We start from the raw sequence: 14,164 nt of genomic DNA, 5'->3' as shown, positions 1-14,164 counted from the left end.
TCCACAAGCTCTTTTTCTCTCGAACGGTATCCAAACGCGATATTTTTCCTTTTACGATTCAGAAAGCAGTGAGAATCCGCTAAACAGCCACTTTGCTCTCAGTTCTAAAGAACGCACCGCCGATCCACATGTGTGGGCTGCTTACGGCCAGTGACGGGTCAGACCTTGCGAACAATAACATCCTCCGGTTTGAGGAGGGTTCCGTGTTGAGAACGAAGTTCGAGCAAGTGGACTGCTTTGCCTGAGGTACGTTCAACCAGGATCGAATGTTCTTCCCGCGGTGCGAAGAGAAAATCCTCTCCCCACTGCCTGAATCCCACCAGCACATGGAACAACCCGAATCCTTTTTCGGTCAGTCCGTATTCCTGATACGCACTGCCATCGGCACCGGGCTCCACGCGAAGAATTCCATTCGCAACAAGGGATTGAAGACGGGAAGCCAGGACGCTTTTAGAAAGCTTAAGGTTCTTCTGGAATTCGCTGAAACGACGGATCCCATCGAACGCATCGCGAAGAATGAGAAGAGACCAGCGATCACCAACGATCGCAAGAGATCTTGCAACCGGGCACTTCTCCCCTTTTGATTTCTTTTGTCGTTTCATCGCTTCCTCCCATCTCGAAAAAGTCCTTTTTACAACTGGTTTGATTATCGAACCGGTTTAGGTAGAATTCAACTGGTTCTATTTTAGAACCAGAAAGGGGAGACGCAATGCGATGTGAAGAAAGCACGGAGGCCTTTACTCCGATTCTGATCGAGGAGCACCAGACGGCACCGCTTTCGAAACGGATTCTCCTGTTGTTTGCCACTGCGGCCGGTTTGAGTGTAGCGAACATCTACTGTGCCCAACCGCTTCTTGAAGCATTGGCACTGGAGTTTGGTTTCAACAAGGCGTCGGTTGGTTCGGTGATCACGCTCACTCAGATCGGTTATGCATCAGGGCTCTTCTTCATCGTTCCGCTTGGAGATCTTCTAGACCGCAGACGGCTCATCCTGTGCCAGCTCACGCTCTCTGCAATTGCACTGATCATCGTGGGCTTTGCTGCTTCTAGGAGCACGTTGCTCATCGCGATGTTCTTTGTTGGTCTTTTCGCGGCGGTCGTGCAAATCCTGGTCACCTTTGCGGCCAGCTTAGCCCCTCCTGAAGAGCGCGGCCGCGCGATTGGCACGGTGACCAGCGGCATCGTTCTGGGCATATTGCTGGCGAGAACGTCGTCCGGCATTCTGAGCGACTTGGCTGGTTGGCGATCTGTCTATCTCATCTCCGCGCTGTTCACTCTCCTCTTAGCCTGCGCTCTATTTCGCGTATTGCCGGAACTCGAACCTCCGGCACGAGACTCTTATCCAAACCTGCTTCGTTCTGTCGTCGAACTTTATCTCGAGCTTCCAGTTCTCCGCGTAAGAGCATTCATCGCTCTATTGCTATTTGCCGCGTTTAGTACATTGTGGACTTCGCTGGTGCTTCCATTGAGCGAGCCGCCGCACTTGCTTTCACGAACGGCAATCGGTCTATTTGGCCTGGCGGGCGCGGCTGGAGCGGTGGCCGCAGGACGTGCCGGGCGTCTTGCCGATCAGGGCTTCGGACAATGGACGACCGGCATCAGCCTGGGATTATTACTCGTCTCGTGGATATTCATTGCCTGCCTTCACCGGCAATTTGTCATGCTGGGAATAGGAATTATCCTTCTCGACTTTGCCGTGCAGGCGGTGCATGTTACCAACCAGAGCATGATCTTTGCGTTACGCCCGGAAGCCAAAAGCCGCCTGGTGGCTACCTACATGATTTTCTATTCTCTTGGCAGCGGCCTTGGCGCTTATGTTTCTACCTGGGTGTACGCTGCGTTTCACTGGACAGGGGTTTGCGTGTTAGGGGCCGGTTTCAGTGCAGCAGCTTTAGGAGTGTGGGCCTTCACCCTGACTAGTCGAAGAGAGGAAGCCTGATCTCCCGGCTTGCTACATCAGGCCAATGCACTCGATGAAGAACAAGGGGACTGTCGCAGTTTGATGCAGGCAGTTTTCAGGAAATTAGCTACTCAGCACGCAAGGCTTCTACCGGATTCACAGATGCCGCGCGCCGCGCGGGCAGAAAACTCGCTGCGGCCGATGCCAGCCCGAGCAAGACAGCCACCCCACCCAGAGTCATTCCGTCCCACGCCTCGACTCCAAACAGCAGCTTGCGAATTAACATCGAAGTTCCCACCGAACAGACCAACCCAATCAACAGGCCCGCTAGAGTGAGCCATCCCGCCTGCTGCATAACGAGCCGATACACTGAGTTGCGCTGAGCCCCTAGCGCCATGCGTACTCCGATCTCACGCGTCCGCTGGTTCACCGAGTAGGCAATCACTCCGTAAAGTCCAACGACACCCAGGATCAGCGCCATCGCCGCGAACCCGCCTACTAACCACGCCGAAAACCGGTGCAGCAGCGCCGACTGCGTTTCGCCAATCTTCTCGTTCATGGTCGCTTCGTCGGATACGCTTAGCTCCGGGTCGATCTGGTGGAGCGTGCTCACGATCATCGGCAGCACGCCTCCAGCGTCCTGCCCCGTACGCACCGCCAGACTAAAAAATAGGTCACGCGTCTGGTTGATAGGGAAATACTCCGCGGGCCAGGTTTCGACATCGAGCGGTCCTTCCCGAACGTCATCGACCACGCCAACAATCTCCCATGTGGAGGGATGGCCCCCTTCTTCATTGGCGATCCTCTGGCCGAGGGGATTCTCGCCTGGAAAATACTTTTGGGCCAGCGTCTGATTGATGACGGTCACTCCGGGTCTGGAAGAATCATCAGCATCGGTGAAAAACCGTCCGCGCAACAACCGGGCCTTGAGCGTGGACAAGTACTCACCACTCACGTGACGCTCGTCTACGTCGTTATGCTCGCCATGGTACGGCCTTCCTGGGAAATGAATCCTGTCGATGGCGCAGTTACACTGCACCGGAAGCATGCTGGTCATGCCCACCGACTCTACGCCCGGCAGACTTGAGACGCGACGCACAATCTCCCTGTAGAGCCCTGACGTCTGTTCGTCATCTTTGTAAACTGTTCCCGAAGCCTTTACTTGCACGGTTGCAAGATGGTTTGGATCAAAGCCCAACGGTACGTGCAGCAAACGATAGAGGCTCTTTCCCAACAACCCTGCACCAGCCAGCAGCACTACCGCGACGGCTAACTCAACAATCACCAGGTTCGTTCCCAGCCTGCGCCACAGGCGGCCTGCGGCACCACGGTCTCCGTCTGACAATCCATCACGAATCTCTCGAAACGCAAGTTGCAGTATCGGCGTGACCGCCAGCAGCAACGAGACCATCAGTGCAATGGCTGCGGCAAATGTGCCTGTATGCGCGTTCAGGCCGACACCCCCGAGAAACGGCATGTTCATCGCCATATCTTTGGGAACCAGTCGGGCAAGAAATTTCATGACAATGCCGGCAAAAATCACGCCTGCCAGGCTGCCGAATCCGGCGAGCAGGAGTCCCTCAGTAACAAACTGATACACCAACCGAGCCCGCGTGGCACCCAGCGCGCCTCTCACAGCAATCTCGCGCCTCCGGCTCTCCGAACGGGCCAGCACAAGGCTGCCCACGTTGACGCACGCGATCAGCAACAATAGCCCGGCTCCGCCCAGCAGCGTAAGCAGAATAGGTCTCACCTCGCCGATGATGATCTCGGAAAGAGGAACGACACTCGCGCTCAGCTCGGGCCCTGTCATGCCATATTGCCACTTGAGTTGCTCTGAGATTGCCTTCATTTCGGCCAGAGCGGTCTGTATCGTGACCCCGTCACGCAGCCTTCCTACTCCCCAGAAGTTATAGAAAGTTCGCATCGTCTCATGAAAGCTGAAGTTGTTGAGAGGAACCCAGAACTCCGCGTTGCCGCTTGGAGCGAAGGAAAACTCACGGGGCAGAACTCCAATAACCGTGTATGCCCCTTTGTCCAGGTCAACCGTCTGGCCGATCACATCGTTCCGAGCGCCGAAGCGATTAAGCCATGCTCCATAACTCAGGATGACAACGTTCGGTCCCCCGGGCCGATTCTCCTCAGGATAGAAATCGCGCCCAAGTATGGGGTGAACACCAAGGGTCTGAAAAAAACTGCCGCTAACGCGTTCGCCATGAACCGGCTCCGAACCCGCAGGAGTGCGAAGTAGAAAGCCCCTGCCACCGTAAATATCGAGCGAGGTGAAAGATTGATTCAGCCGCTGCCAGTCAAGATAATCCGGATACGATAGCGGCCAGCGCGGAGATTCAACGCTGCCTTCATTCACCGACATCAGCCGACCGGGATTTGCATAAGGAAGCGGCTTGAGCAAAGCCGCGTCCACAAAGCCGAAGATGGCCACGCAGGCACCGATGCCAAGAGCAAGCACAAGGATCGCAGTCACTGAGAAGCCTGGATTCTTCACCAGCTGGCGAATCGCAAACTTCGCGTCCTGCACAAGATTGTCGACCCATGCCACACGATTTTTCAGGTAGAAGCGCTCTTGCGCCGCGCTTACATTGCCGAATTCAAGCCTTGCCCTCCGGCGCGCCTCAGCTTCGCTCAAGCCTTCACGCTTCAACTCATCTGCCTCGAGTTCAAGATGAGCCTTGATCTCCTCAGCAAAATCATCTGTGCTCCGGGTGCGCTTGAACATGACTACACCTCCTCGGCGCTCGATCCCGCGCTACCGCTCAGAATCAAACCCATCGCCTTCGTCAGCCGCTCCCACTCGCTCGTCTTCTCCACCAGTTGCTCGCGGCCTTTTGGCGTCAGCGAATAGAACCGAGCCTTACGATTGTTCTCGCTCACACCCCACTTTGCGCTGATCCACTTCTTTTCTTCGAGCCTCTGCAAAGCCAGATAAAGCGAGCCATGGTCGACGAAAAAGACCTCTTCCGATTGGCGCTGTATCGACCGCGCCACGCCTTGGCCATGGCAAGGTCCCAGTACAAGCGTCTTCAGAATCAGCAGGTCCAGCGTCCCCTGCAACAAGGCAATTCGGTCTTCGGGATTCTTTTGGGTTGTCATCCGACCCAAGAATGGCATTACTTGGGTCGGATGTCAACCTGAGTCTGCAAGTGCAGACTCAAAATGTATTTCTTCCTTGGCGATATGAGGGCAATGCACATTTCCAGAAATGCTGATCAGCGAAACAAGCGATTCTGAAATCCATCCAGTCTCAACTTAGTCCGCGGTGGCGAAATGTTCAGCAAGATCCACTTCTCTTCGATTTGCCAACCGGCCACCGACAAACTCCGCGAATGTCCAGCAGGCTGCAATTGCGGTGAGGTTGTATACGGCTCCGCCCCATGCTCCCTGGCTGCGTGGATGGGCGAAGACTGGGGGCACTTCTACCATGAACTCAAACAACAAGAGCATCAGCGCGAGTAGCCTCGCGGCCAACACGTCCCGAATTCCCGAAATAATTGCACTGCCTGCAAGCAGGAAAGCGATGCCAGTTAGCACCACCCAAAACAAACTAAACGGTGCCCAATTCGGGACGAAACGTGCATAGGCGTGGAGATTGATGAGGTGTCCTAAGCCGAAGGCTATGGGAGGCAGTCCCAACATCCAGCGGGCTGCGATCGCTGCTCTCTCGCGCCATATTGAACCTGGTGTTGCTGTCGCAGCGTAAACGATGGAAGCAGGGGTGACCAGAAGCAACTGTGCGGCGACCCCGCCTAAGCCGAAAACGATGACACCAATTCGAAAGCCCAACACATGAGTCATCGCATAAAGCCGGGGCACCCAGAACAGAGCAAAGATAAGGTAGATCATGGCCGATCCTGCGGCCCCGATCCGCGCGGTCGGTCGCCACAGGATCGCGATACCAGCAGCGACCAGCCAAATACCTGCGACGCACGCTAGCACCTGCTCTCCAGGAATATGCTGGCTGAGCGCTTTTATCGGTTGATGGGAGGCTTCGAATTCCCGCCAAACAATATCTACAATCCCCGTTGCGATTGTTGACAACCCGTATAACCAAACTCCAGCTCTCATTTGGTCCATCTTCATTGGAGTACTCCAGTTACAAGCACGATCAGATTTAACGAGTTCCAGAGCTGATACTATGAACTGCATTGGTACGTGGGTAGAGCCATTTCGCCTTAATATCGTTAGACCAATCAGAAACTCATGCCACGAACCATCAGCTCGTTTGAGTTCACTCTCAAGAATCGGCCGCAGCATCAGACGCTAACAAAATGGCTTTACGGAGAACTGCGCAACGCGATTCTCGAAGGCCGGCTTGGGTCTGGCACCAGGCTGCCAGCCTCGCGAGATTTCGCCCGCCAATATGGGCTTTCGCGCGGGACGGTGGTCAGCGTTTTCGAGCGTCTGCTGGACGAGGAATACATCTCCAGCAAGGTTGGATTTGGTACCTGGGTCAATCGGGTCGTGCCAGTTCAACCTAACCAGCAGACGACTTCGACACCTCCCGCCTACATTCACAGTGTCATCTCGGCATATGTGCGACCAAAGCCTTACGTCGACCTGGTTTGGAAAGAAGAGAGTCGTCCGTTCCGCGCGGCAGATCCGGCCATTGCCGAATTCCCGTCTGAGGTTTGGGGACGTATTTCGGCAAAGCACGCTCGGAATTTCAGGTCGTGGCTTGATACACCGGGCGATGGACGCGGTTATAAACCATTGCGCAATGTGATCGCAGATTATTTGCGCACTTCACGAGGAGTGCGTTGTAGCTCGGAACAGATCATGATCGTTTCCGGAATACAGCAGGCGCTCGATCTGTTAGCACGCCTTCTCGTGAAGCGGCGCGATCCGGTGTGGATGGAAGATCCCGCATATTTTGGAGCGAGCACCGCTTTTGGCAACGCGGGCGCCAGGATCATTGCCGTGCCAGTGGACGAAGAGGGACTGTCGGTCTCAGCCGGCAAAAAACTTTGTCCGCATGCCAAGGGTGTATATCTAACGCCGGGTCACCAGTTTCCGTTGGGTGTGACGATGTCTTTGGAACGGCGGATGGCCGTTCTCAATTGGGCATCGCGCGCCGGCGCTTTCGTGATTGAAGACGATTATGACAGCGAATACCGGTTCGAAGGCCAGCCGATACCCGCCTTGCAAAGCCTCGACGAAAATTCAAACGTCATCCTCATCGGATCGTTCAGCAAGACGTTGTTCCCATCTTTACGTTTGGGCTACATCGTCTTGCCTCCGTCCTTAGTGGACTATTTCTTAGCCTTCCGTTATCAAACTGATTTCCGCAATTCGAGTTTCGATCAGGCGGTGCTTTGCGATTTCATCGTGGATGGGCATCTGGCTCGTCATCTGCGACGGATGCGTGATCTGTACGCCAGCCGCCTCGAAGCATTGATTGAAGGCGGGAATAAGTATCTAGGCGGTTTGCTTGAAATCTCCAATGTCAGGGCTGGACTCTATACTGTCGGGTTCCTCAAGAATGGGATGACATCGCGGCAAGCAGAGAAGGCAGCGGCAGCTCGAGGGGTCGAGGCCATCGGTATCGACAGATACACCTTGAAACGTCCCGACCCTAAGGGGGTGCTCCTTGGCTTTGCTGCCCACAATGAGACTGCAATCCGCCAAGCATTAATTCAGCTCTCTGCGGCGTGGAGCTGACTCGGCTTATGTTTACTCACGGCTTGTCTAGCGATCCCTCTCCAGAGTAGAAACCTACGACCTCAGCAAACTATTTGGGCATCGGGATCGACACGGCCTTGCCGGCGCCACGCTCGGCGATCCAAAGAGTATCGCCAGCAGGTTCAACTCCGGTTGGCGTGTTGAGTCCCTCTTTAATCACCGTGACGCTTGCCTTGTCTCCATTGACCGTGAGGGCGGAAATCTTGCCGCTGCCATTTTCGGCGACGAAGAGCTTGCCATTCGCCGCACGCATGCCATCAGGTCCCTTTACCGGCTGATCCATCCAGATGTCGACCGGCGGTCCTGCCTTGCCGGCAGCGTCCACCGGAATGCGGTAGAGCTTGTTGAAGATCACGTTGTTCACGTAGATCGTGCCATTCAGAAAGGTGATGCCATCGACGCCCATAAGCGTCCGATGTTCGAGAAAGAGTTCCGCCGTGGAGGCACCGGCCGGCAACTTATAGATTTTGCCGGTTGCAGTGTCCGTTATATAAAGCGCCTTATCCGGTCCGATCGCAAAATCGTTGCACGTTGTGTTGTCCCCTGGCAGCTCCCAGCGGATCTTCGGCGCGCCGGTAGAGAGGTCGAAGCTTCTCAGAGCGGTATGTCGCTGCGCGGGAGTGGTGTTCGGCACCGGAGTCAGCACACATGTCCACAATGTATTGCTTGAGGCGTCCGCCAGCACGCCTAAGAAAAACGTTCCCGGGCCTTCAGCACTGGCATCGACAAATTTTTCAGCCGTCGATGAACCCGGACGCACTTTATAAACGAACGGCGAGCTGGCGCTGCCGACGATCAGCACGCCGCCCGGAGCCACGGTCAAGCTTTCCGGCTGTGATTTCGCATCGGCGATCAGGATATCTGCCGCGGATGCGGCTTGCGCAAAGCCTATGGCTAGAGCAATGCAGGTGGCGAGGCGGCGAGCATTCCAAACACACATCGTCTGAATCTCCTCAGAATCGATCTTCCGTATATTGATTTGACCCAGTCCAGTATCCGGGACCAGTATACGGATGACAAGTCAGCTTGTGTTTACCAATAAGTTTGAAATGGCGAACGAGGACATCGATGAGCGCATTGGCGATTTAGCGCTAACCCTGAGGATGCGTCTATGGTCATCTCCGGGGTGCGCAGCAAACCTGGAGTCGCTGGCTCTATCCGGAATGACGGAAAGAACCGCCCGCGATTCCAGGATCCGAAGTGTATAGTCCTCGTCATGGCGAGCCTAGATCCGGTTACGCAGATTCAACTTATGAGCGGCGGTTACTATCTCTCACGCTGCTTACAGATCGCCGCCGAACTCGGAATCGCCGACCTTATTTCGGATATCCCTGTTTCCAGTTTCGAACTGGCAAAGGTCACTGGGTCTGACCCGGATGCGCTTGCCAGAATGCTCAGCTTGCTCTGCGTCCACGGTGTGTTCCAACGGGTGGATGGAGGCTTTGGTCACACGGAATTATCAAGAATTTTGCGAACGGATCATCCCGCGTCAATGAGGTCATTTGCCCAAATGTTTGGGATCACCGTCCTGTTGCAGGCCGCCATGCGACTCGATGAGTCGATCGCAACAGGACGACCCATGGGCGACGTAGTCACTCCAGACGGCTTCTGGCATTACTTGGAACAACATCCCGACGCTAGCAGAAAGTTCAACCAAACCATGGTCGCTAAGTCACAGATGGTCGTTCCGCTAGTAGTAGCCGCCTATGATTTTGGACAATTTTCCCGGATTGTCGATGTGGGTGGCGGCCGTGGTCATCTTCTGAGTGCCATCCTGGCGTCATCGGCACACATGAGCGGCATACTATTCGACCAGCCCCATGTAGTCGCGGAGGCGGAAGGAATTGCGAGTGATCGGCTCGAACTGCGTGGTGGTAACTTCTTCGCAGACGAGCTACCGGTGGCCGACGCCTATGTACTCATGGAAGTGATCCATGACTGGGACGACCAGAAGGGCGGAGAAATTCTTCAGGCAATTCGCCGCGTAGCGCCTGTTGGAGCCAAGCTGCTTCTAGTAGAGGCCATGATGCCAGATCCCCCCGTGCCGTGTTGGACAACCACACTCGATGTAGTAATGCTCAACCTGCTTGGAGGAAGACAGAGAAGGTTGTCAGAATATGAAAGCCTGCTGAACAGCTGCGGATTCGACGCAGTGCGGGAAATTCCTGTTGGAGCTGGGCATTCAATGATTGAGGCCTGCCCCTGCTGATTCACTCACGCGTCATATTAGTTTTCGCGCGCCGAGGCAAGTCGGGGACGTGGCTTCGGTCCTGCGATCTCTTCCAGGGTCAATGAACGCATTGGCGATTTGGCACTCGTTGAAAAGAAACCGGCGCTGCCTTGCGTCAACTGTCGCTATCCGCCAGGCAAATTTCCTCGTCCTCACTGTGAAATCAGGTGGTCTGTTGAACCCATTGCTTCCGCCACGCCGGAGCTTCGAAGGGATCCGCGAAATACTGTGTCTCGTGCACGACCTTACCGTCGCGGAACTCCATGATGCTCACTGTGTATGCCGGTCGCCCTTGGTAAGTGATCGTGTATTCCGTAACCCAGAGATCACCTCTTCCGACAATTCGCTTAACGTCGAAACCGGATGGCTTGCCGGGATGATGGCTCCGCAAGGCCTGCAAATTGCTTCGCCCTAGGATTCGCTCGCCTGACTGGGGATAGTCACAAACGGCATCGTCATCGTAGATATCGTGCTCCGCATCTGCATCGCCGATTGCCGACGCGTGCCAGTGCCTATTCAGAGCTTCACGTATTTGTTCCTCTTGCATCGACTCCATTGGGTGCTCTTCGGTTTTCATGTCGAGCTACCTTGTGGGATGAAACCCGGAACGCCGGTCTTCACCACTTCATTGAGCCGCTGCCTGGTCTGAATTCGACTGATTTCGTCAACCGCGTCTTGCGGAAGCGCGGAGATCTCGAAATTTTCCTTCGCGCGGGCAGCAGTCCTGGGAGTGGTAAGCAAAGCTGTGCCGCGCTGGATCGCCCAGGCCAACAGCACCTGTGCCGGGGTCTTCCCAACCCGCGCAGCGATTGACACAATGACGGGATCTTCGAGTGGCCCTGGCCTCATTCCGTGACCCAATGGCGCAAAAGCCAAAAACACAATGTCCTTCTCTTTGCAGAATTCCAAAAGCTCCGTCTCCGGCAGATAGGGATGGGATTCCACTTGGACCACGGCCGGCTTGATTCTCGCCGATTCGTAGATGGGCATCAGTCCATCCAGGGTAATGTCAGACAATCCGATGGCCCGGCATTTACCGTGATCCACAAGACTCTCCATCGCCCTCCAGGTGTCGAGCAGAGTCACGCCGCGGTCATAGAGAACGTTGCCGTTTTGATCCCGCGGGTCCTGATCATCCCCGGGTTGAAATGCAAATGGGGTGTGAATGAGATAGAGATCCAGATAGTTGAGCCTGAGTCTGTCCAGACTCGCCTGGAAAGCTGGCTCGACTCGCTCCGGCCGATGATTGGAGTTCCACAACTTTGTCGTAACAAAAATGTCTTCGCGAGCGATCCCACCAGCAGCAAGCCCCGCTTGCAAAGCCTCACCTACTTCGCGCTCGTTCCGATATCGTTCCGCACAATCGAAGTGCCGAAATCCGGCTTCCAGTGCGTCTCGCGTCGCTGTTACCGTCACGACTGGGTCGGGAATTAGAGTGCCAAAGCCGAGTGCAGGCATTTGGCCGCCTCCGTGGCTGAGCGGTACTCTCGTCATTCGAAGATCAGAAGCGTCAACCACGGTTACACCTCCGCAACATCTTTGCGTGCTGCATCATCGCCCAGATTTTAAAAATTAGGATGCCCAGCCCAAGAACAAATACCGACGAAACCGTCAAAGGTATGCCCAAACTGTATACCCGTTTTTGCCTGCTCGCCTACTCTGCCTTCGACCGGGTAGGAACTGCTCGATCTATGGAAAGAATTCAGCACCCTACCAATTCGAAAAATTACACCCATCTTGCATTGCCAATGGCCAATCGCTTCTAAATCAACCCCTTGGAACAATCTGAGTGGATACCTGGTTTGGCACGACACTTGCCATTTGGCTGAGAACCTCGTGACCGTGTCGCGGACGTACGGGACGGACTTGTGGAAACGGAGGATTTAATGAAATCAAGCACAGCGCTCGTATCGAGCCTATTCGCTTTAGTAACCTTCCCCATCCTGGCACAGCAACCATCCCCAGCGAGCCAACAAAACAGTCCCGCCACTCAGCAGAACCCCTCGAGCACAGAGATGACTCCGCAGAATAGTGCGACAGCAAGTCCGGAAACACCTGCTGCGAGGATGAGTCCAATCAACGGCGAACTTGTCAGCAAGCTGGACTCAAAGACTGCCAAAACTGGCGATAACGTAGTGATCCGGACCAAGACGTCAGCAAAGACTGCCGACGGCACCGAGATCCCCAAAGGGTCGAAACTGGTTGGGCGTGTTCTCGGCGTACAACCGGGCGGGTCAGCCGAAAACTCCCAGGTAGTCCTTCAGTTCGACCACCTTGAGTTGAAGGGCGGTCAGAACCTCCCGGTACATTCGCAGATTCAATCGATTGCTCCGGCGACGGGCGCGGCATCGACCAGCGAGTCTGCTGCCATGAGCGGAGCCACGAGCTCTCCGTCAGGCGTCTCGGCGAACTCCAGTGCGAACGGAGCGAACGGAGCGAACGGAGCGAATGGCAGCAGCCAGGCGAGTAGCGCACCGCAAGGCGCGAGCAGCGGTCCCGGGGCAGCTCCCGCAGGAAACGGCAGTCCTGCAGCGGGAACTGTTGTAGCCAAAACCGGCAAAATAGACATCCAAACCACGTCGATTCCCGGCGTGCTGCTGGCGAACAATGCGCCGGGGCAACAAGACCCAAGAATGGCTACCGCCTCCAGCATTCTGCTCGGCGCAAAGACAGATATCCAATTGGACGGTGGCACCCAGATGGTGATTGGCATCTCTTCCGCAGGAGGAGGGGGAGCACAATAACCAGCACTGGTTGCGAAGATTGCACTCCTAACCGCATCTTGGACAGAAGGAGATGGAGCCTGACGGTTAAGGATCGCGTTCGTTGAACCAAGGGCCGGAGACTGGCTCCGGCCCTTGGCGTATACACGAGTGCAGTAAGAATCATTAGCCCGATTTGAATCGGATGTTCTCCAAATCACAGTTAAATACAAAGTGATTGGCGAGAACAGGGCGACTCACTCAATGTGCATCGTTCATCGTGCTGACTTCCACCATTACACCGCCGGGGGCGTTGTAGTAGAAGCCGTATGTTGGTGGTCCGCCGCGCTGTAGCTTCGCAGGTTTAGGCGCAACATAGTTTCGAGCGCTCAAGTCATCGTGTATGAGGTCCACAGCATGCTGCGTGGGCTGAAGAAAGCCGACATGAAACATTCCGGGATATCCCTGCTCCGGACTCATGTGCTTGTCGTACATCAGTGTTAGCAGAAAGCCCTCGGCATTCCGCAGCACCGACAGTTTATCGCCGCGTTCCTCTACAAGCTGAAAACCAAACATCGAGCGGAAGAACTCCGTTAGTGCTGGAACGTCGTAGGTGGTGAGATTGGTGTGATTTATCGTTGCCATTGCGATCTCCATTACAGAAAGTTCCATCGCATGGCTCGTCAGGGGTTCAGATCCGAACGCACCACGCGACAGGCAGCAGTACCGTAGCACTGCCGCTATCGCCGTGGGTCCCTTCTCCACTGTGGTGCAGGAGTTGACTGAACTGCGGATTGGCATCCGCAGCGAGCCGTGCTTACCAATACGGCTCTGCGTTTTTCGGCAGCTATTTGATGTTGCCCCATTTTCCTCGGTCGCAGGATTTTGCTCGCGCCCTTGGAACATCGGCCGACCGGTGAATCGCTATACAGGTTCGGAGTCTGGAGCATCCAGGCAGTGTTGAAACTCCTCGACGAACTGTGCAACATGCAGGCCGTCGACAAGTGCATGGTGCACGTGGATCGATACTGGCATCGTGCGGCGTCCGTCCGCCTCAGTAATCTTGCCGAAGGTGATGCGTGGCGCGGAATCTTCACGGGAGAAGTCGCGCGCATGCGAGATGGAGGTGAAGTCGAACCAGGGAAGAACCGAATAACGGATCACGTTGACCTCCGGATGGCGCTCGATGTCATCTCTGAGACGTACTCGATCCAGTTCTATGGACGCCTCGCGAACGAAGTCCGCGATTCCTGGCCGGAACCAATAATGTCCGAAACCAATGGTGCCGTTCGCTCGTCCCACAGCGCTGCCGCCATGAATCTGTTCATAGCGCCAGACACTGCCTTCGACAATGCGTGTCCTGAAGTTCTCAACCTGGTGCGCAGCGACAAGAGAGCGATGCAGCAGCGACAAAAAAACGGAGAGGCCATGTTGTTTGGCGTAAGTGTAGGTCGCCGTGCAGTCAACGCGAAGGCAAACACCGTGATAGGGTTCGGTAAAACTCCTGAAGAAGTCAAAGCTCGCCCGGCGCTCCCACGTCTCCAGGTCGATCTTCTGTCTGCCGCCGACAACACTTTCGTCCATGCTCGTATTTTAAGTCGAAGAGGCATCTCAGGCTGATGCCTCATGCCCGAC

Annotated in this window: 13 protein-coding genes; 4 read left to right on the top strand and 9 right to left on the bottom strand. The window is 55.3% G+C overall.

Translation table 11 applies throughout. From position 1 onward, the window contains the following. Positions 1-158: 158 nt before the first annotated feature. Positions 159-602 carry a winged helix-turn-helix transcriptional regulator gene (locus AC5S26_RS03865; RefSeq protein WP_494183532.1) on the bottom strand — a complete coding sequence of 148 codons (444 nt, stop codon included), beginning with the start codon at positions 600-602 and terminating at the stop codon, positions 159-161. 194 nt (positions 603-796) lie between these two features. Here AC5S26_RS03865 and AC5S26_RS03860 point away from each other — a divergent pair, with 194 nt between their 5' ends. Beyond that, on the top strand, positions 797-1,939 hold the full coding sequence (locus tag AC5S26_RS03860) for an MFS transporter (protein ID WP_494183531.1): 1,143 nt from the start codon (positions 797-799) through the stop codon (positions 1,937-1,939). A gap of 88 nt (positions 1,940-2,027) precedes the next feature. Here the strand turns inward: AC5S26_RS03860 and AC5S26_RS03855 are convergent, their stop codons facing one another. From AC5S26_RS03855 to AC5S26_RS03845, 3 genes are all read right to left on the bottom strand, one after another. Next, on the bottom strand, positions 2,028-4,637 hold the full coding sequence (locus AC5S26_RS03855; protein ID WP_494183530.1) for an ABC transporter permease: 2,610 nt from the start codon (positions 4,635-4,637) through the stop codon (positions 2,028-2,030). Between the two features lie 2 nt (positions 4,638-4,639). Then, positions 4,640-5,011: a PadR family transcriptional regulator gene (locus AC5S26_RS03850; RefSeq protein ID WP_494183529.1), complete on the bottom strand. Its 372-nt coding sequence runs from the start codon at positions 5,009-5,011 to the stop codon at positions 4,640-4,642. A gap of 156 nt (positions 5,012-5,167) precedes the next feature. Beyond that, the gene (locus AC5S26_RS03845) at positions 5,168-5,854 is read right to left on the bottom strand and encodes a hypothetical protein (protein ID WP_494183528.1); all 687 of its coding nucleotides are present in this window, start codon (positions 5,852-5,854) and stop codon (positions 5,168-5,170) included. 264 nt (positions 5,855-6,118) lie between these two features. On the opposite strand from AC5S26_RS03845, the gene pdxR reads away from it, so the two are divergent. Continuing rightward, positions 6,119-7,576 carry a MocR-like pyridoxine biosynthesis transcription factor PdxR gene (gene pdxR, locus AC5S26_RS03840; protein ID WP_494183527.1) on the top strand — a complete coding sequence of 486 codons (1,458 nt, stop codon included), beginning with the start codon at positions 6,119-6,121 and terminating at the stop codon, positions 7,574-7,576. A gap of 70 nt (positions 7,577-7,646) precedes the next feature. Here pdxR and AC5S26_RS03835 read toward each other — a convergent pair whose 3' ends face one another. Beyond that, positions 7,647-8,537 carry an SMP-30/gluconolactonase/LRE family protein gene (locus AC5S26_RS03835; RefSeq protein ID WP_494183526.1) on the bottom strand — a complete coding sequence of 297 codons (891 nt, stop codon included), beginning with the start codon at positions 8,535-8,537 and terminating at the stop codon, positions 7,647-7,649. Positions 8,538-8,849: 312 nt separating this feature from the next. Here AC5S26_RS03835 and AC5S26_RS03830 point away from each other — a divergent pair, with 312 nt between their 5' ends. Then, positions 8,850-9,806 carry a methyltransferase gene (locus AC5S26_RS03830; protein ID WP_494183525.1) on the top strand — a complete coding sequence of 319 codons (957 nt, stop codon included), beginning with the start codon at positions 8,850-8,852 and terminating at the stop codon, positions 9,804-9,806. Between the two features lie 184 nt (positions 9,807-9,990). Here AC5S26_RS03830 and AC5S26_RS03825 read toward each other — a convergent pair whose 3' ends face one another. Continuing rightward, complete coding sequence (locus AC5S26_RS03825) at positions 9,991-10,404, bottom strand: nuclear transport factor 2 family protein (RefSeq protein ID WP_494183524.1); 414 nt, start codon at positions 10,402-10,404, stop codon at positions 9,991-9,993. After that, positions 10,401-11,285 carry an aldo/keto reductase gene (locus tag AC5S26_RS03820; RefSeq protein WP_494183523.1) on the bottom strand — a complete coding sequence of 295 codons (885 nt, stop codon included), beginning with the start codon at positions 11,283-11,285 and terminating at the stop codon, positions 10,401-10,403. Before AC5S26_RS03820 ends, AC5S26_RS03825 begins: the two co-directional genes overlap by 4 nt. A 428-nt stretch (positions 11,286-11,713) precedes the next feature. Between AC5S26_RS03820 and AC5S26_RS03815 the strand changes: the two genes are divergently transcribed. Continuing rightward, positions 11,714-12,571: a hypothetical protein gene (locus AC5S26_RS03815; RefSeq protein WP_494183522.1), complete on the top strand. Its 858-nt coding sequence runs from the start codon at positions 11,714-11,716 to the stop codon at positions 12,569-12,571. 219 nt (positions 12,572-12,790) lie between these two features. On the opposite strand, the gene AC5S26_RS03810 is transcribed toward AC5S26_RS03815, so the two are convergent. Both AC5S26_RS03810 and AC5S26_RS03805 read right to left on the bottom strand, forming a co-directional pair. Next, on the bottom strand, positions 12,791-13,174 hold the full coding sequence (locus tag AC5S26_RS03810) for a VOC family protein (protein ID WP_494183521.1): 384 nt from the start codon (positions 13,172-13,174) through the stop codon (positions 12,791-12,793). A 279-nt stretch (positions 13,175-13,453) separates the two neighbouring features. Beyond that, positions 13,454-14,113 carry a CatA-like O-acetyltransferase gene (locus tag AC5S26_RS03805; protein WP_494183520.1) on the bottom strand — a complete coding sequence of 220 codons (660 nt, stop codon included), beginning with the start codon at positions 14,111-14,113 and terminating at the stop codon, positions 13,454-13,456. Positions 14,114-14,164: the final 51 nt, after the last annotated feature.

This window comes from Edaphobacter sp. FHG110511_03 (assembly GCF_059115365.1).
The sequence above is the reverse complement of the archived record's forward strand: the minus strand, read 5'-3'. Positions and strand labels throughout refer to the sequence as shown.

Excerpts from the sequence above, each read along its gene's own strand:
- AC5S26_RS03805 (WP_494183520.1), bottom strand. The coding sequence starts at position 14,113 with ATGGACGAAAGTGTTGTCGGCGGCAGACAGAAGATCGACCTGGAGACG.
- AC5S26_RS03865 (WP_494183532.1), bottom strand. The coding sequence starts at position 602 with ATGAAACGACAAAAGAAATCAAAAGGGGAGAAGTGCCCGGTTGCAAGA.
- AC5S26_RS03835 (WP_494183526.1), bottom strand. The coding sequence starts at position 8,537 with ATGTGTGTTTGGAATGCTCGCCGCCTCGCCACCTGCATTGCTCTAGCC.
- AC5S26_RS03830 (WP_494183525.1), top strand. The coding sequence starts at position 8,850 with ATGAGCGGCGGTTACTATCTCTCACGCTGCTTACAGATCGCCGCCGAA.
- pdxR (WP_494183527.1), top strand. The coding sequence starts at position 6,119 with ATGCCACGAACCATCAGCTCGTTTGAGTTCACTCTCAAGAATCGGCCG.
- AC5S26_RS03820 (WP_494183523.1), bottom strand. The coding sequence starts at position 11,285 with ATGCCTGCACTCGGCTTTGGCACTCTAATTCCCGACCCAGTCGTGACG.
- AC5S26_RS03850 (WP_494183529.1), bottom strand. The coding sequence starts at position 5,011 with ATGACAACCCAAAAGAATCCCGAAGACCGAATTGCCTTGTTGCAGGGG.
- AC5S26_RS03815 (WP_494183522.1), top strand. The coding sequence starts at position 11,714 with ATGAAATCAAGCACAGCGCTCGTATCGAGCCTATTCGCTTTAGTAACC.
- AC5S26_RS03810 (WP_494183521.1), bottom strand. The coding sequence starts at position 13,174 with ATGGCAACGATAAATCACACCAATCTCACCACCTACGACGTTCCAGCA.
- AC5S26_RS03855 (WP_494183530.1), bottom strand. The coding sequence starts at position 4,637 with ATGTTCAAGCGCACCCGGAGCACAGATGATTTTGCTGAGGAGATCAAG.
- AC5S26_RS03825 (WP_494183524.1), bottom strand. The coding sequence starts at position 10,404 with ATGAAAACCGAAGAGCACCCAATGGAGTCGATGCAAGAGGAACAAATA.